Origin of the sequence: Klebsiella sp. GG_Kp173, assembly GCF_040062415.1 — a bacterium.
Lineage (GTDB): Bacteria > Pseudomonadota > Gammaproteobacteria > Enterobacterales > Enterobacteriaceae > Klebsiella > Klebsiella quasipneumoniae.
Window position 1 is genome coordinate 39035 of record NZ_JBEAFZ010000001.1, and the last position, 26374, is coordinate 65408.

21 protein-coding genes and 1 tRNA gene are annotated in these 26374 nt (G+C 50.6%); 5 read left to right on the forward strand and 17 right to left on the reverse strand.

The genetic code is table 11. From position 1 onward, the window contains the following. The first annotated feature begins 416 nt into the window (after positions 1-416). Positions 417-674: a YjhX family toxin gene (locus tag ABLU50_RS00205; protein ID WP_002889848.1), complete on the forward strand. Its 258-nt coding sequence runs from the start codon at positions 417-419 to the stop codon at positions 672-674. Positions 675-731: 57 nt separating this feature from the next. Continuing rightward, the gene (locus ABLU50_RS00210) at positions 732-1481 is read left to right on the forward strand and encodes a class I SAM-dependent methyltransferase (RefSeq protein WP_004204668.1); all 750 of its coding nucleotides are present in this window, start codon (positions 732-734) and stop codon (positions 1479-1481) included. Between the two features lie 40 nt (positions 1482-1521). Here ABLU50_RS00210 and ABLU50_RS00215 read toward each other — a convergent pair whose 3' ends face one another. The 12 genes from ABLU50_RS00215 to ABLU50_RS00270 all read right to left on the reverse strand — a co-directional run bounded on the left by ABLU50_RS00215 (position 1522) and on the right by ABLU50_RS00270 (position 14284). Then, positions 1522-2160 carry a glutathione S-transferase family protein gene (locus ABLU50_RS00215; RefSeq protein WP_087832610.1) on the reverse strand — a complete coding sequence of 213 codons (639 nt, stop codon included), beginning with the start codon at positions 2158-2160 and terminating at the stop codon, positions 1522-1524. A gap of 217 nt (positions 2161-2377) precedes the next feature. Beyond that, positions 2378-3640 (reverse strand): PTS transporter subunit IIC, encoded by a 1263-nt coding sequence (locus ABLU50_RS00220; RefSeq protein ID WP_004204671.1) that lies wholly within the window; start codon positions 3638-3640, stop codon positions 2378-2380. A gap of 88 nt (positions 3641-3728) precedes the next feature. After that, on the reverse strand, positions 3729-4724 hold the full coding sequence (locus tag ABLU50_RS00225; RefSeq protein ID WP_087832609.1) for a 2-hydroxyacid dehydrogenase: 996 nt from the start codon (positions 4722-4724) through the stop codon (positions 3729-3731). A gap of 16 nt (positions 4725-4740) precedes the next feature. Beyond that, positions 4741-5502 (reverse strand): SDR family oxidoreductase, encoded by a 762-nt coding sequence (locus ABLU50_RS00230; protein ID WP_004204674.1) that lies wholly within the window; start codon positions 5500-5502, stop codon positions 4741-4743. 11 nt (positions 5503-5513) lie between these two features. Continuing rightward, positions 5514-7052, reverse strand: coding sequence for an FGGY-family carbohydrate kinase (locus tag ABLU50_RS00235; RefSeq protein ID WP_040215249.1), 1539 nt, complete (start codon positions 7050-7052; stop codon positions 5514-5516). A 20-nt stretch (positions 7053-7072) separates the two neighbouring features. Further along, positions 7073-7624 carry a glycerol-3-phosphate responsive antiterminator gene (locus ABLU50_RS00240; RefSeq protein ID WP_087832608.1) on the reverse strand — a complete coding sequence of 184 codons (552 nt, stop codon included), beginning with the start codon at positions 7622-7624 and terminating at the stop codon, positions 7073-7075. A gap of 14 nt (positions 7625-7638) precedes the next feature. Beyond that, positions 7639-8430 (reverse strand): phospho-2-dehydro-3-deoxyheptonate aldolase, encoded by a 792-nt coding sequence (locus ABLU50_RS00245; protein ID WP_032455606.1) that lies wholly within the window; start codon positions 8428-8430, stop codon positions 7639-7641. Between the two features lie 509 nt (positions 8431-8939). Further along, positions 8940-9191, reverse strand: coding sequence for a zinc ribbon domain-containing protein (locus ABLU50_RS00250; RefSeq protein WP_004204679.1), 252 nt, complete (start codon positions 9189-9191; stop codon positions 8940-8942). A gap of 176 nt (positions 9192-9367) precedes the next feature. Further along, the gene (gene lpdA / locus ABLU50_RS00255; RefSeq protein ID WP_087832607.1) at positions 9368-10765 is read right to left on the reverse strand and encodes a dihydrolipoyl dehydrogenase; all 1398 of its coding nucleotides are present in this window, start codon (positions 10763-10765) and stop codon (positions 9368-9370) included. Further along, positions 10755-12290: a 2-oxo acid dehydrogenase subunit E2 gene (locus ABLU50_RS00260; RefSeq protein WP_087832606.1), complete on the reverse strand. Its 1536-nt coding sequence runs from the start codon at positions 12288-12290 to the stop codon at positions 10755-10757. The genes lpdA and ABLU50_RS00260 overlap by 11 nt, the downstream gene beginning before the upstream one ends. A gap of 3 nt (positions 12291-12293) precedes the next feature. Further along, positions 12294-13313: an alpha-ketoacid dehydrogenase subunit beta gene (locus ABLU50_RS00265; RefSeq protein WP_014907996.1), complete on the reverse strand. Its 1020-nt coding sequence runs from the start codon at positions 13311-13313 to the stop codon at positions 12294-12296. Between the two features lie 11 nt (positions 13314-13324). Further along, complete coding sequence (locus ABLU50_RS00270; RefSeq protein ID WP_012737450.1) at positions 13325-14284, reverse strand: thiamine pyrophosphate-dependent dehydrogenase E1 component subunit alpha; 960 nt, start codon at positions 14282-14284, stop codon at positions 13325-13327. Positions 14285-14536: 252 nt separating this feature from the next. On the opposite strand from ABLU50_RS00270, the gene ABLU50_RS00275 reads away from it, so the two are divergent. The 3 genes from ABLU50_RS00275 (at position 14537) to ABLU50_RS00285 (ending at position 19974) form a co-directional block, all read left to right on the forward strand. Continuing rightward, on the forward strand, positions 14537-17302 hold the full coding sequence (locus tag ABLU50_RS00275) for a LuxR C-terminal-related transcriptional regulator (protein ID WP_087832605.1): 2766 nt from the start codon (positions 14537-14539) through the stop codon (positions 17300-17302). 588 nt (positions 17303-17890) lie between these two features. Then, a complete protein-coding gene (locus tag ABLU50_RS00280; protein ID WP_087832604.1) occupies positions 17891-19228 on the forward strand; it encodes an anti-phage deoxyguanosine triphosphatase in 1338 nt (445 codons plus the stop codon). Positions 19229-19260: 32 nt separating this feature from the next. Further along, positions 19261-19974, forward strand: a complete 714-nt coding sequence (locus ABLU50_RS00285; protein WP_087832603.1) for a hypothetical protein — start codon at positions 19261-19263, stop codon at positions 19972-19974. A gap of 478 nt (positions 19975-20452) precedes the next feature. Here ABLU50_RS00285 and ABLU50_RS00290 read toward each other — a convergent pair whose 3' ends face one another. From ABLU50_RS00290 to proA, 5 genes are all read right to left on the reverse strand, one after another. Then, positions 20453-22228, reverse strand: coding sequence for an ATP-binding protein (locus ABLU50_RS00290; RefSeq protein WP_087832602.1), 1776 nt, complete (start codon positions 22226-22228; stop codon positions 20453-20455). Then, a complete protein-coding gene (locus ABLU50_RS00295) occupies positions 22225-23373 on the reverse strand; it encodes an SIR2 family protein (protein ID WP_087832601.1) in 1149 nt (382 codons plus the stop codon). The genes ABLU50_RS00290 and ABLU50_RS00295 overlap by 4 nt, the downstream gene beginning before the upstream one ends. A gap of 215 nt (positions 23374-23588) precedes the next feature. Then, the gene (locus ABLU50_RS00300; protein WP_087832600.1) at positions 23589-24767 is read right to left on the reverse strand and encodes an integrase arm-type DNA-binding domain-containing protein; all 1179 of its coding nucleotides are present in this window, start codon (positions 24765-24767) and stop codon (positions 23589-23591) included. A gap of 163 nt (positions 24768-24930) precedes the next feature. Continuing rightward, positions 24931-25006 (reverse strand) — tRNA-Thr (locus ABLU50_RS00305). 113 nt (positions 25007-25119) lie between these two features. Then, positions 25120-26373, reverse strand: a complete 1254-nt coding sequence (proA, locus tag ABLU50_RS00310) for a glutamate-5-semialdehyde dehydrogenase (protein ID WP_062914655.1) — start codon at positions 26371-26373, stop codon at positions 25120-25122. Position 26374 lies beyond the last annotated feature (1 nt).

The window sequence follows — 26374 nt, forward strand, 5'->3', positions numbered from 1 at the left end:
CCATAAATTAAAAATATCTACATTTTTATAAAATGCGTACGAAATAGCCTTTTTGTTTCCATTTTGTGATCTGGCAACAATTATTTAACAATGCGGGAGGGGGATAAGGTGGTGGTGAAAGTTGAGGAATAGAGCGAGCGGCGGATAGCGCAAAAAATGGGGGTAGGCTGACGGGAAATCGTAATACCGGTCACAGTTTTTAATCTGCACAATACCCTTACCAGATGAAGGTGTTAATATTCAGCCGGTAAATACCTTTCAATGCTCACCGAGGCTTCGATGCTGGAGAATGTCATTATCAGATAATCAGCTTCCCGACCTGCCCAGGCCGGACTGATTATCGCTGCGCTTAAACCTTACGCACACACCTGCGGGTGTAGGCATGTTTTCGCACATGATAATGAACAGGTTTCAGTATGAATTTATCCCGTCAGGAACAACGGACCTTACACGTACTCGCCAAAGGTGGCCGTATTGCGCACGTCCGCGATACCTCCGGCCGCATTACCGCCGTCGAATGCTACACCCGGGAAGGGCTGTTGCTGAGCGACTGTACCCTCGCGGTCTTCAAAAAGCTCAAAACCAAAAAGCTGATTAAGTCGGTGAATGGCCAGCCGTACCGGATCAACACCACCGGTTTGAATAACGTTCGCGCACAGGCGGACAACCGCTGATACAGCGACCCGGGCAGGGTCGCTGCCCGGGCGTATGGCTCTCAAGGAGAAACACCCATGATCGATATCCCTCGCATTTTTACTATCAGTGAAAGCGAACACCGTATTCATAACCCTTTTACCCCGGAAAAGTACGCCACGCTGGGACGGGCGCTGCGAATGGCGCCGGGCACCACCATTCTTGACCTCGGCAGCGGCTCCGGCGAGATGCTCTGTAGCTGGGCGCGCGATCATCAGATCGTCGGCACCGGGGTGGACATGAGTCTGCTATTCAGTCAGCAGGCGGCCGCCCGGGCAGAGGCGCTCGGGGTGAGCGACCGGGTGACCTTTGTGCACCAGGATGCCAGCGGATATGTCGCCAGCCAGCCGTGCGATATTGCCGCCTGCGTGGGGGCAACGTGGATCGGCGGCGGAGTGGCAGGCACGATTGCGCTACTGAAGCAGAGTCTTAACCCAGGCGGCATGCTGCTTATCGGCGAGCCATGGTGGCGCAAACGCCCCGCCACGGCGGAAGAGGCGGTTGCCTGCGGCGCGCAGTCACCCGATGACTTCCTGACGCTGCCGGCGCTGGTCGCTCACTTTGGCGAACTGGGCTATGACGTGGTGGAGATGGTGCTGGCCGACCAGGAGGGCTGGGATCGTTATGAAGCGGCGAAATGGCTGACGATGCGCCGCTGGCTGGAGGCCAATCCGCACGATGACTTCGCGCCGGAGGTTCGCCAGCAGTTGACCACTGCGCCGCTACACCACGTCACCTGGACCCGGGAATATCTCGGCTGGGGCGTGTTTGTCCTGATGGCGCGTTAACCGGCATGTCGGTAGCGTCGTAAGGCGCTACCGACCATCTTCAGACCTTCAGTTCGTCGTAGCTGACCATGACGTGCTGGCGAAAGGCGGGCCGTGCGGTTAGCCGTGCATAATACGCCGCAAGATGGGGGAGGGGACGACGGGTGATATCGATTGCAAAGTAGCGGTACAGCACATGGCCAAACTGGATATCGGCCAGGGTGAAGGTATCGCCCACCAGATAGCGACTGCCGGAGAGACGTGCCTCGGCAATCGCCAGCTTTTGCTCCAGGGCCGTCACCGCCGCGGCGATGGCCTGCGGATCCCGCTCGGCGGCGGGCGTGCGCACCACGCGCCAGAACACCGGCGCCGTAAAGCCGAGGGCGATATTCTGCTTTGACCACTCGGCCCAGCGATCAACCTCAGTACGAGCCAGCAGTTCGCCCGGCCAGAAGGCGTCGTCGGCGTAGCGACTGGCTAAATAGCGAAGGATCGCGCCGGTTTCCCACAGCGGCGGATTTTCGTCATCCTGCAGCACTGGCACCGTACGATTGGGATTGAGCTGATAAAACGCCTCGCTGTCGGTACCGCCATAGCGATGCCCCACGTCGAACCGGAGATAGTCCAACCCAAGCTCGCCAACACACCACATCAGCGCCTGCACGTTAGAGGAGGTTTTTCGGCCCCAGATGGTCAGCATCGGGATCTCCAGAGAATAATGAAAGAAGGAGCATAGCAGGTTGGGTTGAAAAGAGGAGGGGGCACAAAAGAAATGAACCACCTCGCCGCGCAGGGGGCGGACGCGCTGGTCAGATGTTCAAACCAGGGGCGTAGCTGAGCCAGCTATTCAGTGCACAGTATAAGAGGAAGAAACAGAGGGCAGCAGTTTGCCCTCTGTTTACTTGTGTGGTTTTGTACTAAGGTGTGGCGCTAAAAAACTCGCCAAACTTGACGGCCAGCCAGCCGACAGGCGTCGTGGCGCCGCCGACGATATTGGTGATCTCGGCCATCCCTTCCGGCACTGGAATATGCGAGTTCACCGCCGCCTGAGTGTATTCTTGCGAAATGTCCGTCCCGACATACAGGATGCAGGTCACGATCAGGGTTCCGGTTATGAACATGCGGAACATATTTCGTTTACAGAACGGCGTGACCATTGCCAGCAGGAACATTAATGAAGCCAGATCGACAAAGGGCAGTACGCGGTTGCCGGGCAGAATGATAGACAGCACCACAGCCATAGGGATTAACAGCAGACCGGTCGCCAGTACCGAAGGTTCACCGATCAGTAACGCCGTATCCATCCCGATGTAAAAATCGCGCCCCGGGAATTTAGCCTTCAGTTTTGCTTCAGCGGCATCACGGACAATCAACAATCCCTGCACCAGAATTTCAATCATTTTAGGCAGTAGCAGCATGGCGGCTGAAACCTTAATGGCCAGTGAAACGGCAGCAGAAACGTCATATCCCGCCAGGAAGGCCAACAGCAGTCCCAGCACAAATCCCAGGGTAAGAGGCTCGCCAAAAACGCCGAATTTTTTATTAATACTTTCCGGATCGAAATTGATTTTATTGATAAGCGGGATCTTATCAATGATGTAATTACAGGCAATGCCAAACGGCACGTAAGCTATACAGGTAAGATGTGGGAATGATATCCCTTTAAGATTATAGTTTTTTTGTAAATATGGAGCCGTTAAATCTGCCGCCAATAGCGTCAACACAAAAATAGCGAATGTAATACCGACCGAAAGCCAGTAATTTCCCGTTCCGGCATAGACCACAGACCCCATGATCAGGAAAATCCAGTAGTTAAAAATATCGATATTCACCGTTTTGGTTAATTTCAACAGAAGCATAGCCAAGTTGATGACGATAAAGCCCACCACGACGGGCAGCATCAGCGGCGAACCCCAGCCAATGGTCGATGCGGTAGGCCAACCGGTATCAACGACCGTTAACTGCAGGCCGATACGCTCAACCATCGCCTGCGATGCGGGGCCCAGATTTGTCAGCAGCAGGCCAATCACCAGCCCCACCCCTTCAAAACCAATGCCTACCAGCATTCCTGCTTTAAATGCCGTACCGATTTTAACGCCAAAGCAAAGCGCGATAATAAAGAATATTACTGGCATCATTACTGATGCCCCCAGACTAATAATGCTGTTGATAATATCCATAATGATTCCTTAAAAGGCGGGCGAATTGGGCACGAGTTAACCCGTGCCCATTGGGCCCTGTTAATACCTTTAATGGTTCTTTTAGTATTTAACTGAGTTTCTTTAAAAGGATCTCAGCGAAGAGTTTGGGCGAATTACTGAATGCGTCAATGGTACTCCCGGCAATATGCGGCGTAATGGTCACGTTATTCAGTGTATAGAATGCACTGTCGTCAGGGAGTGGCTCGTCATCAAAGGTATCAAGCGCGGCGCCCATGATTTGCCCGGATCTGAGCGCATCAATCATCTCTTTTTCATTGATTAACCCGGAGCGTGCCGTGTTAACAATGATGGCACTGCGCTTCATTAGCGCGAAATGGTGTGCGTTAATCAGATTTTCGGTTTCCGGCGTCAGGCGAGCATGTAACGAGATAACGTCGGCGCGTTGTACCAGTTCGTCCAGAGAATCGACTTTCTCATAACGTTCATGGTCTGCAACGTACTTATCGTAAAAGATAATCTCCGTGCCAAAGCCGCTGAGAAATCCCGCAACCAGTTGGGCAATATGACCGAGGCCAACCAGCCCCACGACTTTTCCGCCAAGCTCCGGGATCGCCTGATGGTTCGGACTGTCTTTACGCCAGTATTTGTCACGGAGGGCATCGTGTGAACGGGCGATATTGCGCATTTCCGTCAGGATCATGCCGACCGTGAATTCGGCGACGCTGCGAGCGTTACGCCCCGGTGTGTTTATCACCTCAACGCCCCGGGCGTTCGCCACCTGAAGATTCACGTTTTCCACGCCACCGCGGAGCACGCCTAGATATTTCAGCTTTGGTAGTTTATCGAACACCGCAGTATTGACGGGGGCAAACTGAGTGATCAGGATGTCAATATCATCCGTTCCCTGAAGCAGCGCTTCCGGTAAGGCCACGGCTTCTGCTCCTTCCTGTTCAACCCGCAGATTATCTTCCTGAAGTTTCTCAACGGAGTCATGTGACCACTCGCGTATTTCTACTTCAATTCCCTTATCCCTGAGCGCTTTCAGTCCTGATTCCATCATCGCTGTATTGATAAACAGATCGGCAATTGCCAGACATTTCATAATGATTCTCCCTAGATTAACGCATCAACATACCGCCGGTAACGTCCAGAGTTGCTCCCGTCATATAGCTGGTCTTAGGAGAAACCATGAAGACTCCGATGTCGGCAATTTCTTGCGGCTGGGCCACGCGGCCCACCGGAATACGACTGACGTAATAGTCAGGGTTTTGCTCAATGTTCTTACGGATCATCGCAGTATCCATGATCCCGACGGCGATATTGTTCACATTGATTTTTTGTTTGGCGACTTCCCGCGCCAGAGAGATAGCAAAGGCGACCAGGCCGGCCTTACTTGCCGCGTAGTGCGCATGTCCCGTCGTGGAGCCGTGGAACGCGGCCTGCGAGGTAATATTCAGAATGCTGCCCATCTGGTCATGCTGCAGGCAGTGATTTACAAACAGCTGGCTGAGATGGAAGATGGCTTTCAGATTGACATTCATCACCAGATCCCAGTCCTGCGGGCTGATCTCGGTGACGTAGCCGCTCAGCCAGATCCCGGCGTTATTCACCAGAATGTCGGCTTTGCCCAGTCTGTCGATACAGGTGGCAAACAGATTTTCCCGGCTCTGCTCGTCAGAGAGATCGGTTTTGACCGCGATGATCTCTACGTTCGCGCTGGCCTTCACCGTTTCGATCAGCCGTTCGGGATGCTCTTCCTCACGCATATAGGTAAAGCAGATATTGACGCCTTCTTTGGCGAGAGAAAGAACAAACTCTTTCCCCAGGCCGGTTGCGCCGCCTGTCACGATGGCCGTACGATTCGTTAAATTCAGATCCATTTTTTCCTCACTTAGTGCGCGATGTAGTTGCTGCAGCTTTTCCACGGCGACTGCATTTCTGATAACAGGTTTTTATAAAGCTGGTATTTGGTCTGGTAGACCCGGTGGTTTTCCGGATTAGGGGAGACGGTGCGTGAGACATGGACCATGTCGTTTGAGGCCGCAAATACCTCCGCAAACCAGCCCACCATGACGGCGGCGGTCATCGCGGTACCCAGGGTCCCGTGCTCTTTGACGTCAACGATTTCCAGCGTGGCCTGGAAGATATCGGCGAATATCTGCAGCCAGACCGGGGAGTTCGTGACACCGCCAGCAATACGAATAGTGCGGCTTAACTTCGGGTTAATATTGCGTAAGCGCTCGGTGTGGTAGAGATGGCTGAAGGCCACGCCCTCATATATCGCCCGCAGAAAATGGGCTTTTTTATGGAAGCTGTTGACACCGATAAAGCCGGCCGAGGCGTCGGGAATGGTGTTAGAGCCAAACACGAACGGAAAGAACAGCAGGTGACTTTCATCCGGCGTCGTTGATGAAACCAGCTTATTGCACAGGTCATAGACCGACGATCCTTGTTCGGCGGAGGTTTTCCGATCGCTCTCCATAAAGTTGTTAATAAACCACTCCAGGTTGCTCGCGGAGGTGGGGCTGGCCTCGGTGATGAGCCATTTACCCTCAATGGGATAAATGGAGGTCATAAACAGATCTTTATCAATAACCGGGTGGTCGGTAACGTATTCGTTTATGCTCCAGGTGCCGGTGACGATCGCCATCTTATCGAGACTGTTAATCCCCGAGGCAATGGAAGAGGCCGAGATATCAAACACCCCGCCAGAAACCGGCGTACCTGCGCATAAACCGGTCAGACGGGCCACGTCGTCAGTGATTTTTCCGCAGCATTCTGTTGAGCGTTTGATGGGGGGTAATTTGTCCCGCAGTTCATCAAGTCCCCACCATGCCAGTAGTTCATCGTCATACTGGCAGTCACGTACGTTGATCAGGTTGGTCCCTGAGATATCGGTCAGCTCAAGAAAAGCCTCTCCGGTCAGGTAAAAACGGATCAGGTCCTTGACCATAAAAATATAACGCGCTTTTTGCAGCGTCTCGGGCTCGAACTCCTTCAGCCATGCCAGCAGGGCGACAGGTTGTCCGGCCCAGATGGACTGCATTGTTTTTGGCAAAATGTCGGTAAGGAATTCTGGCGAGCGTTGCCATCTCTCAACGTACTCTTTTGCCCGGCTATCGGTGGATATAATGCCGTTACGCACCGGGTGACCTTCTTCGTCGACCAGATACAGACCGTTACCATGACCGGTGACGGCCACTCCTTTTATCTGGCTGGCGTCGATACCTGATTGCGCAATCGCTTTTTTAATCACTTCGACATTAGCGGCCCACAGCTCATCGATACTGCGCTCTGTGTGGAATTCCCGGGGTGTCAGCATCTGCGTGGATTTTGAGGCGATGGCGAGCACCTGTCCTTTACGGTCATAGATGGCTGCCTTGGTGACGGTTCCACCATTGTCGATGCCCATGACGTATTCATCTTTCATTCGCGTGGACTCCTTATTGGTTACCATAAGCCGGGCTCGCTGGTGGTTATCCCTTTAAATCCGGCATGGAATATTTTATCTACAAGGTATTTGCGCTTAACAAAGCCTCCGGCGATAAATACCACATTAAAGCCTTTCAAATTTCGGCTAATCAACTCCAGACACTGGCAGGCATATTCAGCAGGTAAGATTTCAATTGCGTCCGGTGGACTGTGTTTAACAATATCGAGCGACTGATCAAGCGATCGCGAGTCGATAAGTAAAACTCGATATACGGTCAGCAATCCCTCTTTTTTTGCGTAGCGTAGCGCGGAGAGATTGGAAGAAATAACACCATCAACCTTGTAATAATTTTTCAGCAGATTGATCCCCGCCTGATCCGGTTTGAAGCCGCCCAGTAATTCAAGGTGAACGAGGACCTTCTTACCGCTTTGATGGCATTTGCCAATCAGCGACTGCAGATTTCCGATATTCGCTTCGGATAGCAGTACATATTCTGACTGGCAGGATAATGCTTTCTCAAAGTATTTATACTTCCTGATGGAAGGGATGATGGTGTTATTTGAAATCATATTAATTTCCGATGTTATTTAGCCATGTAGAGGCTGTATGCATCTTCCGCTGTTGCGTTTTCATGGATGATGGCATTCAGGCCTGCTACCACTTTCGCCGGCTGCGGATCCTGGGTAATGTTCCGTCCCACAGCCACGCCTTTCGCACCCATCTGCATACAGTGCTGAACAAATTTGAAGTAACCGTCGATGCCGGTTTTTGGCCCTCCTAAGGCAAGCACCGGCACGCCAGCAGCTTCAACGATCAGTCGGTCCTCTGGTGAACCGGTAAAACGCGTTTTGATGACGTCCGCGCCCAGCTCCACCGCTGCGCGGGCCGATGCAGCGATGATGGCCGGATTGTTAGAGTCATCGCTGGTGACGGGATAACCATACGGGAGCGATTCGACAATCAGCGGTACGTTCCAGCGATCCGCTGCCTGCGCGAGTTGCATCGCCATAATGTGGGTTTTTTCTTCATTGAAGGCGCCGGGGAAGGTCATGCAGACCACGCCCTCGGCAGCGACTTTAAGCGCATCTTCGACGGAAAAAACGGGGGTAGTATCGGGAACGGTATTGTCAAAGATACTGACCGTGCTGTCGACGCGTAAGACAACGGGAACGCTGTTTAATGCTTCCCGATAATTCTTCAACATGCCGTACGTGACGAGCGCACAATCCAGGCCGTGTTCCACCAGAGCAGGGAGCTGATTTATCGTATTATCAATACCATTTGTTTTCGTGGAAAAATAGTAGCCATCCAGCGCTAAGGTCACGGATTTACCATCTTTTGCGAATATTCTTGCGAGACGACGTTCTTTAGACATTTATTTACTCCTGAGATAAAAAACAAAAAAAAGCCCTCAGAGACTCGCGTCTCTGAGGGCTTTCTGTTCACATACCCTTTTGATAATGGTTCGGGATTCCAAAGCATTATCAATGCAATTTTTTAGCAAAGTGAGAAAGGTTTAACTTTTTTAAATTAAATCTGTTCTCTTGCGTGATTAAATAACTAACACACGCGATAACTTATTGTCCAGTTGGTATCGTTGAAATGAGAGATTCATCACATCAATATGTTGTATTCCATGAGAAGTGCCGGGTTAAATACAGAAACAGAACCTTTAAAAACCAGGCAATAATGCATCCGGTCAAGGGTGAGAACGCCAGGCGTTTATTTCATCCGCATGAAGATCGCATCCATGCATGCCTATGCCTGCAGGTCGTCATCTACAACGCGCATTTATTCCTGTCCGGATGGCGTACAAAAACGCTATAGCAATGTTGTCGGCATGGCGATCTGTCCTTACTGATTTCATCCTGCCGCCCGGGCAAATTACTCGTCCGCTTTGTGCGCCCAGGCAGGCATCGCCGTCAGATAACGTTTTGCCCGTTTCCGGGATTCCGCTACGCCCACCTTTTGCCAGGAGTCGAGAAAAGCCGCCAGACCGGATACGGCCTCTTCCCAGGATTTCAGATTACCGTCGCTGTCGCTGCAATACGCGCAATATTTATCGCTGGCCCCTTGCGCATCAGGTGCGGACATCGGCATTCCGCAGGCCTGGCAAAAACTTTCGTGCTGTGTCATAGATCGCTCCTCCTGTCGTTTGGTTGTCTACTAAACATACAGAATTTACGCGTGGCGCTTAGCGTTTCAGATCAATAGATCCTGCCGTAACCGTTGTTGGGGATCTTCTGCCGGGGAGTGCGGGAGGGATAACGGGAACTTACTCCGTATCGCACAGCTATCGCCTCCCTTATTTTTTATTGATGCAACGGTTGATCGCAGGCCGCGAGTATGGATTCATGCATCGCTTCGGAAAGTGTCGGATGCGCAAAGATCATCGACAGGAGACTTTCGTCTGTGGCCTCCAGGTGACGGGCGATGCCAAAGCCCTGGATCTGTTCCGTGACCTGTGCGCCAACCATATGCGCGCCCAGCAACTCGCCGGTTTCAGCATCGAAAATCGTCTTCACAAAACCCTCTGTCTCGCCGCTGGCCAGCGCCTTACCATTGCTCTGATAAGAGAACTTACCGATCCTGACGGGCCGTCCCCTGGCCAGAGCCGTTGATTCCGTCAGGCCCAGACTGGCAACCTGAGGCCGGGCATAAGTGCAACCGGGCACATAGTCGCGATCAAGCGGATGGGCGCCTTCGACACCGGCCAGTGTCTCAACGCAGATCACGCCTTCGTGGCTGGCCTTGTGCGCCAGACACGGCGGGCCGGCTACATCGCCGATGGCATAAAGCCCGAATACGTTAGTGCGACAAGCCGCGTCCGTCTTGATAAAACCGCGGTCTAACTCAACGCCCAGCGCTTCCAGCCCCAGATCTTCAATATTCGGCTGTACGCCGACCGCCAGCAGCACACGTTCGACATCCTGGGAATATTCGCCGCTGGTGTTTTTCAGTGTGCAGCGCACCCCGGTATCGGTGAGCGGTACTTGCGTCACCAGGGTCTGGGTATGGACCTGAATACCGCGTTTTTCGAATGACTTACGCACTGCTGCAGACACCTCGGCATCTTCCACTGGCAAAATCTGCGAAGCTAGCTCGACCAGCGTTACTTTACAGCCCAGATCGTTATAAAGGCTGGCGAACTCGACGCCAATCGCCCCTGAACCGATGATTAAGAGCGACTTGGGTAATCGCTTAGGCCGCAGCGCCTCGAAATAGGTCCAGATATATTCGCCATCTGGTGCGATGCCTGGTAATGCGCGTGGTCGGGCGCCGGTTGCCAGGATCACGTGATCGGCCCGGTAATCGCGCGCCTCCCCTCGGGCATCCTCGACCGTGATTTGCCCCTTCCCGCGCAGCCGCGCGGTGCCATCAATGACCTGCACGCCATTTTTCTTCAACAGGTACGCAACCCCTGCGGTGAGCTGTTGCGATACGGTACGGCTAAACTGCACCAGTTTTTGCAGATCGACGTTCACCTCGCCCACGCTGATGCCCAGCTGACTGGCATGGGTGATAGTGTGCGCAACCTCAGCGCCATGCAGCAGCGCCTTGGTTGGAATGCATCCCCAGTTCAGGCAGGTGCCGCCCAGATGCTGTTTTTCCACTAATGCGGTACGAAACCCTAGCTGACCGGCACGGATGGCGGCAACGTATCCCCCAGGACCACCGCCGATGATCAGCACATCGTATTTATCGTGCATAGCTCGTCTCCTGGATAAACATCAAGGTCGGGGTTTCAATCAGTCGCTTGAGTTCCCGGAGAAAAGCCGCACCTGCCGCGCCATCGATGACCCGGTGATCGCAGGATAGCGATACCGTCATTTGGTGGCGCGCGACGATTTGCCCGTCGCGTACTACCGCCCGGAGCTCGCCGGCGCCAATGGCGAGGATTGCGCTTTGCGGTGGATTGATGATGGCGTCAAACTGCCGGACGCCGAGCATTCCCAGATTTGACACGCTAAAGGTCCCGCCCTGGAACTCTTCCGGCTTCAGCGTGCCCGCTTTGGCTCTGGTCACCAGCGAGTGAATTTCGTTCGATATGTCGCTAATCGATTTCCGGTTCGCCGAGCGAACAATAGGGGTAATTAGCCCGGCGGGCAGCGCAACGGCCACCGAAATGTCGGCATCAGCAAAGCGGCGGATACTTTGTGTCGCTTCATCAAACTGGATGTTGACGTCAGGCACGGCCACCAGAGCCAGGGCGCAGGCCTTCACCAACAGGTCATTAACCGAAATCTTGACGCCGGGTACTTCGCGGTTAATGTCCTGACGTAACGCTAACAGTCGTTCCAGATCGAGATCGACGTTCAAACGGAAATGGGGAGACTGTTGCTTGGACGTTTGCAGGCGAGAAGCGATAGCCCGCCGCATACCGGACATCGGGATGCTCTCAAAGGGTGCCGGGGCACTCTCCTGCACAGGGCTGGTCTGCGGTTGCTCGTCGAGTAACAACGCCGCAGCCAGCACATCATCGCGACTCACCCGACCGCGTGAACCGCTGCTTCGGCAGTCATGTAAGTTGATACCCAGTTTGCCGGCCAGACGGCGCGCCAGCGGGGTAGCCGATACCTGGCTATCATCGGCATGCGAGCGGGGCGCTTTGCTGCGACGAACGGGGGGCGTCGGAGAGGCCAGACGACCGCCGGCGGCCACGATCGCGCTTTCCAGATCAGAAACAGAGATACGCTCCCCGCGCCCGCTGCCGCGGACTTTTTTCAGGTCGACACCCCAGCGGGCAGACAGTCTTAACGCATGGGGCGTGGCATTAACCTGAGTCACATCGGTCACGCCTTGCAGACTGACGGGGATATCGGTCTGCCCAACAGGGGGCTCCGGACTGTTGGATGGCGGCGAAACAACGGAAGGTGGCTTAGCGCCTGCCTGTGCCGCTACGTCCGGCACGGCAGCCTCCGTGCCAGGGACTGCGGGTTTCACCGTCGCCAGGCTGGCAGCAAATGCGTCCAGTTCAGCATCGCTGACCGAGGCGTCAGCCGCCAGAGCCAGCACGGCGCCTACCTGAAGCGTCTCACCCTCCCGGGCGATTATCCGGCGTAATGTACCTGCAAAAGGTGCCTCCAGCACATTGACGATTTTACTGGTTTCAATCTCACAGATTTCCTGCCCTCTGGTGAAATCGTCACCCTCCTGGATTGCCCACCGAGCGAGCAAGCCTTCCTCCATGGAAAGCCCCCACTTTGGCATTTCAAGCGTCTTGATTTCGCTCATAGGTTAATCCTCCAGCACTTGACGGACGGCGGCTTCGATACGTTCAACGCCAGGGATCCAGAGTTTTTCGAGAGCAGGGGAGAACGGGACCGGCGTGTGTGGCGGCGTCACCAGCAGAACGGGCGCTTTGAGGAAATGGAATGCCTGGGACGCAATCAGCGCCGCGACATCATGAGCAAAACCGAAGCGTGCAGCGGATTCGTCGACAATCACGACCCGCCCCGTGGAAGCCACCGATTCCAGAATCCCTTCCTCATCCAGCGGCGAAATGGTTCGCGGGTCGACCACCTCGACCGAGATCCCCTCTTTGGCCAGCTTGTCCGCCACCTGGTTGGCTTTATGCACCATTGCCGACAGCGCAATGATGGTGACGTCCTCCCCTTCGCGAGTGTAGTTGGCTACACCTAGCGGGATGGTATAGATCTCGTCCGGTACCTCGCCCTTGAGGTCGTACAGCATTTTATGCTCGCAGAATACCACCGGGTCGTCGTCGCGAATGGACTGGATTAACAGACCCTTGACGTCATAAGGCGTCGAGGGCACCACCACCTTCAGTCCAGGCGTGGTGGCAAAAATATTATAGGGTGACTGTGAATGCTGGGCTGCGGCAGAAAACCCCGCGCCGATCATCCCTCGCATCACCAGCGGGGCCCTGGCTTTGCCACCAAACATGTAGCGGAACTTAGCCGCCTGGTTGTACAGCGCATCGTGACTCACGCCAAAAAAATCCATGAACATCAATTCCGCGACCGGCCGCAAACCCGTCGCTGCGGCGCCGGCCGCCATACCGATGATGGCCGACTCGGTAATGGGCGTGTCGATCACCCGATCGGAGCCGAACTGCGTCCACAGCCCTTTAGTGACACCAAGCACACCGCCAAAGGCTTCTATTTTCGCCTCTTCGGGCGCATTTCCGCCATGACCGCCACGCAAGTCTTCACCGATGAGCACCACGCGTTCATCGCGTTCCATTTCCTGAGCCAGGGCTTCCTTGACCGCTTCACGATAGGTTTTTATTGTCATGGTTATCACCCTCAGTATGAGACGTACACGTCTGTCAGCAGGTCTTCCGGAGCCGGGTAGGCAGCGGCGCGGGCCTTCAATACGGCATCGTTGACCAGGGCTTCTACTTCCTCGTCAATCGCCGCCAGTTCTTCCTTGGTGATATGTTGCTTGACCTTAGCGGTGAAAATCTTCAGCGGATCATGTTGTTCACGCAGGCGTTGCACTTCACCTTCCGCGCGATATAGCGCGGGATCGCCCTCAAAATGACCATGCCAGCGGAAGGCTTTGGCCTCAATGACGCTTGGGCCACCGCCTTCTCGCGCACGCTTGACCGCCTCTGAGGTTGCCTCATAAACGGCAAAGAAATCGGTGCCATCGACGGTCACTGCCGGCAGGCCGAAGCCAGCGGCGCGCCGGGCGATATCACGCCCACCCACGGCGTAGTCATGGCCGGTCCCTTCGCCGTAACCGTTATTCTCGAAAATAAAGACGGCTGGAAGCTGGAGCACGACGGCCATATTGATGGCTTCAAAGACCAGGCCCTGATTAGAACCACCATCGCCCGTAAAAGAGACACCGACGTTGCCGGTTTTTAGCGTCTTTGCCGTTAGCGCGGCGCCGATGGCCAGGGGAGGGGCTCCCCCAACGATAGCGTTCGCCCCCAGCATTCCTTTCGACAGATCGGCAATGTGCATCGACCCGCCCTTACCGCGACATAACCCGCTGTCCTTACCGAATATTTCGGCCATCATGCCGTGAATGTCGCAACCTTTAGCAATACAGTGGCCATGTCCACGGTGTGTTGAACCAATAAAATCTGCGCTCGTTAAATTTTCGCAGACCCCCACCGCGATGGCCTCCTCACCGGTGTAAAGGTGAATGAAGCCCGGAATATCACCGCTGGTATTTTCCTGATGCAACCGCTCTTCAAATGTTCTGATCTCCCGCATCTTGCGGTAAGCCTGCAATAACGCCTGTTTGCTGAGCATCGTTTAATTCTCCTCAATAAAGGTCACCCAGGCGGGGCCAACAGACAGGGCGGATAACCCTGGCCACACCCATGCAATGAATCTACGAGCGGTTAAAGGGAGTGCGAAGCCACCTTCATGGGGGGGGAGGTGGGGGTTTTCATGCTTGAGGTCAAACTTTCTAAATTTTGTGTAGCAATAAAGTTTGGCTGCCCCATGTCATCCCGGGGGCTGGCGTACAATTGAAAAAAACAAAGCGAGTAGACACCACGGATGAAGCCATTGGATTTAGAAGGTCGCCAATCACCCTCACTGGTCTCCGGGCCATTGCGGCTGACGCGAGGCTTGCCGCTAATCCTGACCAAATTCGTCCCGCCTCGCTCCTCAATACAATTGCTGGAGCGCCCCCGGCTGCTTCAGCTTCTCAGTCCCGTTCAGCAGTGCCGGCTGGGCGTCGTCTGCGCCGGCGCTGGATTTGGCAAAACCACTCTGTTGGCGCAATGGCATCAGCAGATGGTCGCCCAGGGCGAACGTATCGCCTGGCTGAGCCTCGATGAGGATGATGATGACGTATGGCAGTTTATTCCTTATCTGCTGCAAGCATTGCGTCCACTCTATGCTGACTGGGACGCCGATTTCTGGCGTGACATGGAAGAACAGAAGCTCTCCAGCTCCGAGCAACTGCTGGCCGGGCTCATTAACCAGCTACACTACTGCCCGCATGACGTGTACCTGATTATCGACGACTTCCACGTGATTAACGATCGTGGGGTCTATGAAGCGCTGGGGTATTTAATCAAGCATGCGCCTGCCGCCTTGCATCTGATCATTGGCAGCCGTTTCCACCCGAATCTTGCGCTGAGCCAGCTGCAGGCCCAGGACCAACTGGTGGAGATCTATGATCGAGACCTGCAATTCACGCTCGAAGAAACAAAACACTATTTTAGCCGTACGGTTGCGCTACCCCTCAGCAACCACCATGCACAGCGGCTACAGTCCGTGACAGAGGGCTGGATTGCAGGGATGAAGATCGCTTCATTGTCGGCAGAATTACAGCATGATCCCGAGCATCTGTTGCGCAATATGCATGGAGGAACACGGTCCATTGCCCGCTATCTGAAAGAGGTGGTACTGGACCCGCTACCGGAAGAGGTTCTCGATTTCCTGGTAAAAACGTCCTTCCTCAGCCGGTTAAATGCCGAACTATGCAATGCAGTGACTGGACGTGATGACAGTCAAGCGATGCTGGCATGGATTGAGCGACACAACCTTTTTTTGTCAGCCCTTGACGAACAGGGCTACTGGTTTCGCTACCATCCTCTGTTGCAGGAAAATCTTCGGGCCATGCTGCAGCAGAACAACGCTATTGATCGCAAACAGCTACATGAATTAGCCAGTCATTGGTTCGTCGAACAGAAGCTGTGGTCTGAGGCGGTACGCCATGCGCTCAGCGCAGGCAAGCCGGTGCATAGCCCCGTGCAGGATGGCGCAAGCGCTCAGTCACTGGCGGAAGAAGGGGATATCGATACCCTGATCTCATGGATGCATCATTTACCGCCCAGCACCGATCCTTCGCGCATTGACCTGCAAATTAACCTGGCCTGGGCACTGGCGCATTATTTCCACTTTGATGAGTCGAGGCAGCTGCTTGATAACCTCGATCAGATGGTACTTCATCATCGTGAGGATTTAACTCGCAGCACCTGGTGTAAATTGCGCGTTGTGCGGGCAATTTGCGAAGCCTTTGCGGAAAACATCCCGGAGAGTCTGGCTATTGTTCAGCCGTTGCTGGCCGAAGTGCCCTGCGGTGACACCTGGGTTGATGGTCTGATATGCAATATTCTCAGCTATTGCCATGTTGTTAACCAGCGCTATCACGACGCGCTGGAGGTTCAACAGCATATGCCCTCTCCGGAAAGTCCTTTAGATAATCTGTTTGTCTCGGTTTATCGCGCGTTTATCATTGCCCAGTGCCATCTTTGTCAGGGCGATCTGGGAAAAGCCGGGTGGTATGCAGAGAAAACGTTGCGCCAGGCTGAATGTTATACCGGTACCCAGTCGACCAGTGGCGCGACGCTGGCGCCGCTGCTGGCGGAGATAGCCTATGAATGTCAGAGGGGTGACTCGCCCGAGCATCTGTTAGCCGACCGGCTCGAATTCATCGACCGATTCAGTCCACCCGACGCGCTGAGTCGTTGCTATACCTATCTCGCGCGTCAGGCCCTGGACGGCGATATGCCGTATGAGGCCGAGCGATTGCTGGAGCATGCGCAGCGTCTTGCGGTGTCTCGCGGCTGGCAACGGCTCCAGGCCATGATGTTAGCCGAGCAGGTGAGGGTGCGACTGCAGCACGGCAATGTCACAGGCGCAGAGCAACTGCAACGACAACTCGAACAAATGGCCGCCAGCTTCAGAATGGATGCCGAACATCCCTGTCAACGCGCTATCGTTCTGTCTGCATCCCTTAGCCACTGTCGCCTTCTTCTCGCCACAGGCCAGGCGCCGCAAGCCTGTATTCTCCTGGCTGACATGGTCTCTGATCAGGAAAGCCGGGGGGACGGGTTAACCGCAGCGCGTCTGCGTACGCTCTGGTCATTAGCCTTGTGGAACAGCGGCAAAACTGCCGCTGCGCGCACGACATTTCAGCCAGTCGTGCAGCTGGCTGAACAACAGCATCTCACGGGCCTCTTTCTTGACGCTGGCGATACCTTGCAACCTTTGCTTATCGGTATGAACGATTCCTCTTCGGCTTGGACAGAGGAAAGGGGAGTGCAGGGACCCTGGGCAGACAAGCGCGCGCCTGCAGACAGAACACCGTTTAATAGTGGAAGCCCCGATATTCCTGGGGAGCTCAGCGAGCGAGAGTTTCAGATATTACAACTGATCGCTGAAGGTCAGATGAACAAAGAAATCGCTCGCTCCCTCGCTATTTCTGCCGAGACGGTCAAATGGCATATCAAAAACATCTACGCGAAGCTTAAAGTGAATAGCCGCACTCAAGCGATGAGCCGGGCGCTGGAGATGAAATTACTGGATTAATGGTTTGAACAGGGGGGCAGTTTTGATGTCCTTGCTCAGCGATAAGTGCGTTGAGTTTAAGGGGGTGACGCAAGGGGAAAGCAACCCTGGTGTAAACCCAGAGAGGCTTTTATCTTGATGTAGAGTGGTACTGTTTTCCGGGAGGAGATCAGTTCTTCATGTCCTGAAATTTCATGAAAGCCATTGCCGTGGCAACACCTAAAACCAATGTTATTTCCAATAAGGAAAACTTTTTTATTTGTTATTTCCATTTTTCATTTTTCATTTTTCATCGTCCTTTTTATTTTCACGTAATTGTTAATCAGCAATAATAAAAAAGTGACCAATATTATCTCTGAAATTAAAAAAACCATTTTTCAGTTATGAACACCTGATGAACACACACCTTAGGTTGAACTTTAAGTCATTATTGAATTAGTTAAAATTAATATAATAACTGCATGTTATTATTACCACTCTATCCATGCACTGTATAACAAACCATATCCCACAAATCTAAATTATTAGATAGAATAGAATATCTGCTTTAAATCTTTCTATGCAAAAAAATAATTTTAATAATTCCATTAAAAATCAGAGGATTAATGCATGAATGCTGCGTACTGGAGTAGAAGAAAACAGAATGATGATGATAACTACCCTGTAAAAGAATTCAATTCAAATACTGAAGACAGCCAGTACCAAAGAGATAGAGCAAGAGTTATTCATTCGGCAGCATTTAGACGATTACAAACTAAGACGCAAGTATTAGGACTCGGAGAAAATGATTTTTACCGGACACGATTAACACATTCTTTAGAGGTAGCACAGATAGGCTCTGCCATTTGTGAAAGATTACATGAAAAGTATAAGACAGATGAACTCATTAGATCGTGGATTCCATCCTTAAGCCTGATTGAGGCTATTGGTTTGAGTCATGATATAGGTCACCCTCCTTTCGGTCATGGTGGTGAAGTAGCACTTAACTATTCCATGATTGATTCAGGTGGATTTGAAGGCAACGGACAGACCCTAAGAATTGTTAGTCGCCTTGCCGAATACTCACCAAATCATGGCATGGATTTGACTCGAAGAGCCCTTTTAGGACTGGTAAAATATCCGGCTCCATATAGCGAAGTAAGAAACTATAATCAAAAGGAAATATCCAAAACTATTCTTCCCTTAAATTTAGATAACTGGCACCCCCCCAAATGTTATCTTGATGATGAAAAAAATTTACTTGATTGGATTTTTAAAGAAATCCCTAAAAAAGACATTGAGATATTTTCAACTATTAAATTTGTTGAGGGCAATCATCATGAAACAATTTTCAAATCATTCGACACGACAATTATGGAGCTTGCAGATGATATTTCATATGGAGTTCATGATTTAGAAGACGGTATAGCATTAGGTCTCATAACTAAAAGCATGTGGGAAAGTGATATTACCCCAATAATTTTAACTCATAATAATAATCAATTGGCAAAAAACATTGATTTCTATAATGCAAATCTCTTCGATGGCTCTAATAAAGAAAGAAAACACGCAATAAGTAAGTTAGTAGGATATTTTATTTCATCTATATACGTTGAAAGGAATGATGTTTTCGACACACCACTTTTAATGCTAAAAGCTACCCAAGATAATGACAGTATGAGCATATTGAAAGCGTTAAAAAAATTCGTCATGAATCGGGTAATAAAAACACCAGAAGTTCAGGTTCTAGAATATAAAGGTCAACAAATCATATTGAGGATATTTGAAGTCTTACGTGAAAACCCTAACCGACTGCTTCCCAAAAACACACTCAGTGCTTATAAAAATGCTGAAAATAAAAACAGAGTTTTATGTGACTATATATCTGGAATGACTGACAGTTATGCAACAAAACTGTACCACAAATTATTCACACCCGATATCGGTTCAATTTTTGATAGGTTGTAGATAAAAATAAAAAATTACAACAAGGATAAAGTATGAAGATTGACAACATACAACTACACTCTTTCTTACGCTCACAGGATATAACGTATTTTCATCACGCAAATACTGTAGCAACTGCAATATCTTTTATTAGGAATGGGGGGCTAGTTTCAAGAAGTGATATTGAAAGACTTGGAGCATTTCAAACGATGCAGGAATCCGACCCGGAAGATAAGCAATATGACGTCTGGGGAGATGTGTTTTTGGACACAGTGGACCTTCATGGTTATTTCCCGAGACAAAACCTATATGGTCCTGTTTTGTTCAAGTTTAATATCGATTTTCTACTTCATGAAAATTTAGATATATGGATAACAAAAACAAACCCGATGTTTTGGGTCCCAAACATGTCAAGTAATGAAAGATATTTCCAAGGCATGTCTGACATTTTACTGAACTGGAATAATTTTGAACGCCAACGCAAAATGATAACAATACGAAAACCATACCACCCAGTACTATTTAAGTACTTGGAGGAAATTGTTCTTGATGATCCCAGCGTTCAAATTTATGACGAAACCGTACTTTATGATGTAGCACATACATCGTTAAGTATAGAATTGAACAATGTTCAATTGCCTTTAACACTATTAACAAAAAGACGTTGTGGCGGGTGTTTTTGCCAAGATAATTACCTAAAACAATTAACTTTAGAGAAGTTAATAAGTTTATTTTTAGCACCACAACATAAGCATTGGAGAAACTAGACTTGCGATATTTAAATAACATTTAAAAATTTCCCACCTCACCCTCTGGGGCTTGTTCAACAGTTGACCGACCTAAAAGCGAGTTTTAGGCCGGTTCACCGTTCGGACGTGAAAAAAATGATTAGAACTTAGTTCTGTTTGATCTCCTCCCTGAAACCAGTGCAGGCTAAACTGAAGTCTCTGGTCTTTCTTCCATCTCACAGAGAGGCACATCGCCATGAAAAAGACCCGCTATACCGAAGAACAGATAGCACTGTACTGAATTTTGGCCAGGGTCAAAACCCCGGAAATCTCAAAAAGTGCGTGGAACTAAAACGGGTGCGCTTACACAATGTCAAAAAATATATTTGAATTTTTATATATGAAAGAAGCAAAGCTTCTCTCTATGTCTTGTATGGACAGCGAGATAATCTAGAGTAACCTTCTATATCAGGAAGCCCTGAAGATATTCACAGGGCACATTCTGTTAGAGTTAATATTAAGCTGGAGGTAGCGCCCAAAGTTCTTCAAGGTTCACATCGTCGCTGCTGGGTCGATGCTGTTTCAGCAGCGGTTCAATTTTCAATATCATTGGAAGATCAAAAGCGGTTCCAGTGACTACGCAGCAGCCCTTGGCTAGAGTCGGTATGAGAGCCTTAGAACTGGAATCTAACGTGCTAATTGTATTATCTAATAGCATAAGGTCGCGATCGTTAACCAATCGGTGTATGAAGAAATTGTGAATCTGGGAAACAATAGTAGGTGAAATGTCTGCAGGCCGCTGACTAGATAGTGTGAGGTATACGCCATACTTGCGTCCCTCCTTAATTATTTCTTCAAAGAGTTCAAGCCGGTAGTCTTTCCAGATTTCATGCTCACGGGTGGACTGCTCTGACAAAATATTGTGTGCCTCATCAATGATAAGGTGCAGAGTCCGGCTTGGAGGGCTTTTAAGATTCTCTGCATCTTTATGATTTGTGTATAAATTTTTGGCTACAAGCAGTGGCAAGATCTTTTTTATCTCATTCTTGCATTTCTTTAAAGAGATAACATGTAAGAGATGCGGAGGTTGTGGCACATCAACGATTTCAAGAACATTACGCAGAGCCGATATAGATGATTTGGCCCTAGCTAGCACCGGTTGAATGTGTTCGTATTGGGCATAGCCAAATACAACATCTGAACAGAGTTGGAGGTAGCACCGCAATATTAGTTCGTCGAATTGATCAATTCCATCTAAATTAACACTCTCATCAATAATGGGTTTTATATTCGCGTCAAATCCATTGCCATTTGAATTATAGTACGTTCCGCTGGCATGCTTAAAATACTTATCTTTATTGTAATAAATAATTCCTTTTAAATGTTCTTGAAGCAATTTGCAGTCAATCATGCGTGCAATTTCACGGCTCAAATCCAAAGCATCTGATTTCGCTTCACCTGTACTAAAAACTTTTTCAAAAACCTTTTCTACATACCTTTTGAGTGGTGTAGTTTTAAATTTTTCCTTACCAGATAGAACGCGACGCAGAAATGGCTGTTGTGTGTTCGTAGTTGCCTGAAACAAGAGGCTTAGGGTTTCGACATCCCAAAAATGAGCGCCTTCAATCTTGAATTTGTGCTTTGCTTTTTTAGAGTCCAGCACTGTGATTTGCTTATTCTTAGCTGGTAGTAGCTGATCTTCCGTGTATTCACCATTAAAATCTATGATAACGAAGTGGCTCTTGTGCTGTAATGCTTGGAGTCGCTCATTAAAAAGTGTAGTATAAAGTTTAGCTAGCGTATTAGATTTACCACTCCCGGTGTTACCAAATATGCCTAAATGGCTGTTGAATAATCGCATCCATGGGAGGTCGATGGGTACATTCTCCTTGAGCATAGAGCCAATAGAAAAGCCTGTTTTACCGTCCGCCCCATAAATTTTCCCTACCATAAGTTCGCTGAGTAGAGATGCCTTGTCTCGGATCATCGGCATGTACTTCACACCTTCAAAAAACTTATCATCTACTATATAACCAATGGGGCGAACATCCACTTTTCGTACATATTGGACCTTCTCGGCATTAGTCTCTAGCCTTTTCTCATCCAAAAATTCACCTTCAACAAGACAGACAATATCTATAAAGCCTCGCTGAATAGATACATGCTCCCGAAGTGAAATACCTCTGTACTTAACTCCTCCGTAGAAAATAGTTTCATGATTGGAGTCTTCAAAAATTCGAAGGGAGATACGCACTCCACTCACTGCAATGACCTCACCTACGATGATACTCATATCAGATCCTCCTCTTCAGCTTTTAATGGAGGTTCATAAGTGTCTGGCGTGAGTGATAAAACATATTTATTGAAATTGGTGAAGTCCATATTCATATCTTCAGCGGGCCCAATTACTTGGACGTTTTTCCAAGATTTAAATTCTTCCCGCATGCTATTTGCACTATTGTTGCTATAACAACAAATAAAAGTATGAAGTTGTGGGTTGGAGAGGGAGCGTTGGATCAGTCTGAGAATGTGTTCATCAGCAAACGAAAAGCCAAATGTTATGAGTATAGAATTTGGTTTTTCAAGCTCATAGCTTAATAGCCTGAGCATCTGGTAGTAGTGTTCTTCGAAGACAGTTTCGTAAAACTTCCACTTAGTGGGGTTGACAATAGGCAGCTTATTGTACTCCCCCCAGAAAATATCTATCTGGTCTTGACTGAATGCCAAGGATGGAATGCCTTCGGTTCTGTTGCCATCGACACCAAGAAATTCTGAATATCCATTTAAATTTCCGAGTGTCTCTTCTGTCAAAAGGTTAATAAAATCATTGCGGTAATTGACTTCAATCTTATCACCGCTTTTTGACCAGTAAACCGAACCGTGAAGATGGATAATGTTTAGCTGCGGGATGCCATAGTTGCTTCGTTCAAATACTCCAGTTTGACATTGAAAAGTACTGAAGTTTTTGGAATGAAGATGCTTTGTGTGAAAACCGGAGGTACCATCATTCACCACAAAATCATGTGATCCCTTCATGAGAAGGCTGTCAGCTGTATGGGACAGGCATCCATCATAGTTTGTGGTAAAAATATTGATTTTGCGGTTGAGGTCTTTCCTTCTATCCAACAACCCCAAAAGGGTTGTTAAAAAAATCTCATAATTCTTGAGATTTTCTTTTCCTTTATTCGTTGTAACTAAACTTGGATTGAATGTCTGCACTGGAAAAATACATGTGTTGTAGTAGTGCATGAATAACGCGGTTTGCTTCTCTGGCGAGTTTTCAAACTGTGTGGCGAGCGTCTCGATCGTTTCTCGCCGTCCCTCTGCATTCTTGATGGCTAGGGACAGCGTCGGGAACAAGTCTGCTGAAGCGCCTGAGCCAATCAGTATGTTGATGTTCTTATTGTATATATCCAGTGGCTGGATAGCCTCAAACATACTTACCTCCCTTATTTAGTTTTGTTGAAAATAGCATCGAAGTGTAGGCAGGCCAAGCTTCGGCTTTTGCACAAATTTTGTAGCAATGTTCACTACTACTCTGATTTTTCGACTATTGTAGCCGATGGCATATATTGGCCTCATACCGGCCTAAACATCCAGACTGACAATAATCTTCTTCGAGGCTGTCTTTCAAAACATTAAGCTCGTAATAATCAATTCCTTCGTAAAGTACTAGTATAATCCGCATACCACTGCATCATCTCCCTCCTCCCTTCAAAATACAACGCATGGTTGTACGTCCCGCGAATCGCATTCTTCTCGACATGCGCAAGCTGGGTTTCAATCCATGCCGTATTGAACCCTTCCTCATGCAAAATCGTACTCATCGTGTGACGGAAACCATGTCCCGTTACCTTCCCCGTATATCCAATCCGCTTGAACACCTGATTTATACTTGCTTCGCTCATCGTTTTGCGGGGATCATTCCGGCCAGGAAACACCAGAGGATATTGCCCAGACATCACTTTGAGTTGCTGTATGATTTCCAGCGCTTGGGTAGAGAGGGGCACCAAGTGAGGGCGTTTCATCTTCATACGCTCAGCGGGAATTTCCCACACCGCTTTTTCAAGATCAAACTCACTCCAGAAAGCACCTCGGAGCTCGCCAGTACGAACTCCCGTAAGGATCAGCAGACGTGCTGCAAGAACAACTAACGGGCTTCCTGTGTAGCCTGCGAGGGCTTTAAAGAAGTCTGGTAACTCCTCAACAGTAAGGAAGGGATAATGCTTTGATTCATGCCCTGACATCGCACTGGTTAGATCTGCAGCAGGATTGTATTCCGCGCGTCCAGTAACGATGGCGTAACGAAAAACTTCACTGCAGCGCTGGCGAACCTTCTTAGCCTTCTCTGTCGCGCCACGGCTTTCCATTCGACGCAGCACATTAAGCAGAACCAGCGGTTTGATTTCATTCACCGGCTGCTGGCCGATATAGGGAAAAATATCTTTATTGAAAGCTTCGATAATGTCGGAGGCATAACCTTCTGACCATCGGTTCACCTTTGTTCCGTGCCATTCAAGCGCCACAGCCTGAAACGTATTATTGAGCTGCACATCCCGAACCAGCTTTTCTTCTTTCTTGGCAAAAGATGGATCGATCCCCTCAGCCAGCTTTTTCTTAGCTTCATTGCGCACTGCCCTCGCTTGTGCAAGGGAAACTGCCGGATAGACCCCAAAAGCCATACGCTTCTCTTTTCCATTGAAGCGATATTTCATCCGCCAGTATCGGGAACCAGAGGGAACAACTTCAAGATACAAACCAGCACTATCTGCCAGCTTATAGGCTTTCTCTCTGGGTTTAGCTGCATCTACCTGTCGAGCATTAAGCTTCATTGGGGGCATCTCCCTGGACCGAACACAGAACGCCCCCACTTATGCCCCCAACAGGTGCTTGATTTCGGTTGAATCAAGTTGATAACGGAAGATAAGAACCGGGCTACAAAGCGCAGTATTCTTGGGTTTAATTGATTTCGGTTTACTTGGGAAGAGTTTGAAATGGTGCCGATAATAGGAGTCGAACCTACGACCTTCGCATTACGAATGCGCTGCTCTACCAACTGAGCTATATCGGCCCTGCAAGAGGTGTTCACGAGCGTGAATCACGAGGCAAAAGGTTAGAACTTAGCGGGCGATGCGTCAATAGCCAGTGGAATCAACTGCCTATTTTTGCATCGCCCGTTCTCATTTACGCACGAATGGTATCGTCGCCGAAACCAATCCACTTATAGGTGGTTAACGCTTCCAGTCCCATCGGGCCGCGGGCGTGCAGCTTCTGAGTGCTGACCGCCACTTCCGCGCCGAGGCCGAACTGGCCGCCGTCGGTGAAGCGCGTGGAGGCGTTCACATAGACCGCGGAAGAGTCCACTTCATTGATAAAGCGGTTGGCGTTACGCAGGGTGCGGGTCAGGATGGCGTCGGAGTGCTGGGTGCCATGTTCGCGGATATGGGCGATAGCCTCATCCATATCAGCCACCACTTTGACGTTCAGATCCAGCGACAGATACTCGTCGTCATACTGCTCCGCCTTCACCGGCTCGACCTTCGCCGGGCCGTTCTGCAGCGCGGGCAGGGAGGAAGGGGCGGCATGCAGGGTGACGCCGCTCTCGGCCATCTGCTTGCTTAACGCCGGCAGGAAGGTGTCGGCGATGTTGCGGTGCACCAGCAGCGTTTCCACGGTATTGCAGGTGCTTGGCCGCTGGGTCTTGGCGTTGACGATGATCTTCAGCGCGGGGGCGATCTCGGCGGTTTCATCAACGAAGATATGGCATACGCCAATCCCGCCGGTGATCACCGGGATCGTTGACTGCTCGCGGCACAGCTTGTGCAGGCCCGCGCCGCCGCGGGGGATCAGCATATCGATGTATTTATCCATCTTCAGCATTTCGCCCACCAGCGCGCGATCCGGGCTCTCAATGGCCTGTACCGCGGCGGCCGGCAGACCGCACTCCTGCAGCGCCTGCTGGATCACCTTCACCGTGGCGGCGTTGGTGCGCCAGGTCTCTTTCCCGCCGCGCAGGATCGCCGCGTTGCCGGTTTTCAGGCACAGGGAGGCGACGTCGACCGTCACGTTGGGACGCGCTTCATAAATCACGCCGATCACCCCCAGCGGGACGCGGCGACGTTCAATACGCAGACCGCTGTCCAGCAGCCCGCCGTCGATCACCTGGCCGACCGGGTCGGCCAGATTGCACACCTGGCGCACATCGCTGGCGATGCCGCTCAGGCGCGCCGGGGTCAGCGCGAGGCGATCGAGCATCGCTTCACTCAGACCATTGGCGCGAGCTTCGGCTAAATCTTCCGCGTTGGCGCGCAGAATATCGTCGGTCTGCGCTTCCAGATAATCGGCGATCTTTTCCAGTACCTGGTTCTTTTCCCGGCTGGAGAGTAACGCCAGCTGCCAGGAGGCCGCTTTGGCAGCAATGCCCATTTGTTCCAGCATT

Coding starts and splice junctions, on each gene's coding strand:
- ABLU50_RS00205 (WP_002889848.1), top strand. CDS start 417: ATGAATTTATCCCGTCAGGAACAACGGACCTTACACGTACTCGCCAAA.
- ABLU50_RS00210 (WP_004204668.1), top strand. CDS start 732: ATGATCGATATCCCTCGCATTTTTACTATCAGTGAAAGCGAACACCGT.
- ABLU50_RS00215 (WP_087832610.1), bottom strand. CDS start 2,160: ATGCTGACCATCTGGGGCCGAAAAACCTCCTCTAACGTGCAGGCGCTG.
- ABLU50_RS00220 (WP_004204671.1), bottom strand. CDS start 3,640: ATGGATATTATCAACAGCATTATTAGTCTGGGGGCATCAGTAATGATG.
- ABLU50_RS00225 (WP_087832609.1), bottom strand. CDS start 4,724: ATGAAATGTCTGGCAATTGCCGATCTGTTTATCAATACAGCGATGATG.
- ABLU50_RS00230 (WP_004204674.1), bottom strand. CDS start 5,502: ATGGATCTGAATTTAACGAATCGTACGGCCATCGTGACAGGCGGCGCA.
- ABLU50_RS00235 (WP_040215249.1), bottom strand. CDS start 7,052: ATGAAAGATGAATACGTCATGGGCATCGACAATGGTGGAACCGTCACC.
- ABLU50_RS00240 (WP_087832608.1), bottom strand. CDS start 7,624: ATGATTTCAAATAACACCATCATCCCTTCCATCAGGAAGTATAAATAC.
- ABLU50_RS00245 (WP_032455606.1), bottom strand. CDS start 8,430: ATGTCTAAAGAACGTCGTCTCGCAAGAATATTCGCAAAAGATGGTAAA.
- ABLU50_RS00250 (WP_004204679.1), bottom strand. CDS start 9,191: ATGACACAGCACGAAAGTTTTTGCCAGGCCTGCGGAATGCCGATGTCC.
- lpdA (WP_087832607.1), bottom strand. CDS start 10,765: ATGCACGATAAATACGATGTGCTGATCATCGGCGGTGGTCCTGGGGGA.
- ABLU50_RS00260 (WP_087832606.1), bottom strand. CDS start 12,290: ATGAGCGAAATCAAGACGCTTGAAATGCCAAAGTGGGGGCTTTCCATG.
- ABLU50_RS00265 (WP_014907996.1), bottom strand. CDS start 13,313: ATGACAATAAAAACCTATCGTGAAGCGGTCAAGGAAGCCCTGGCTCAG.
- ABLU50_RS00270 (WP_012737450.1), bottom strand. CDS start 14,284: ATGCTCAGCAAACAGGCGTTATTGCAGGCTTACCGCAAGATGCGGGAG.
- ABLU50_RS00275 (WP_087832605.1), top strand. CDS start 14,537: ATGAAGCCATTGGATTTAGAAGGTCGCCAATCACCCTCACTGGTCTCC.
- ABLU50_RS00280 (WP_087832604.1), top strand. CDS start 17,891: ATGAATGCTGCGTACTGGAGTAGAAGAAAACAGAATGATGATGATAAC.
- ABLU50_RS00285 (WP_087832603.1), top strand. CDS start 19,261: ATGAAGATTGACAACATACAACTACACTCTTTCTTACGCTCACAGGAT.
- ABLU50_RS00290 (WP_087832602.1), bottom strand. CDS start 22,228: ATGAGTATCATCGTAGGTGAGGTCATTGCAGTGAGTGGAGTGCGTATC.
- ABLU50_RS00295 (WP_087832601.1), bottom strand. CDS start 23,373: ATGTTTGAGGCTATCCAGCCACTGGATATATACAATAAGAACATCAAC.
- ABLU50_RS00300 (WP_087832600.1), bottom strand. CDS start 24,767: ATGAAGCTTAATGCTCGACAGGTAGATGCAGCTAAACCCAGAGAGAAA.
- proA (WP_062914655.1), bottom strand. CDS start 26,373: ATGCTGGAACAAATGGGCATTGCTGCCAAAGCGGCCTCCTGGCAGCTG.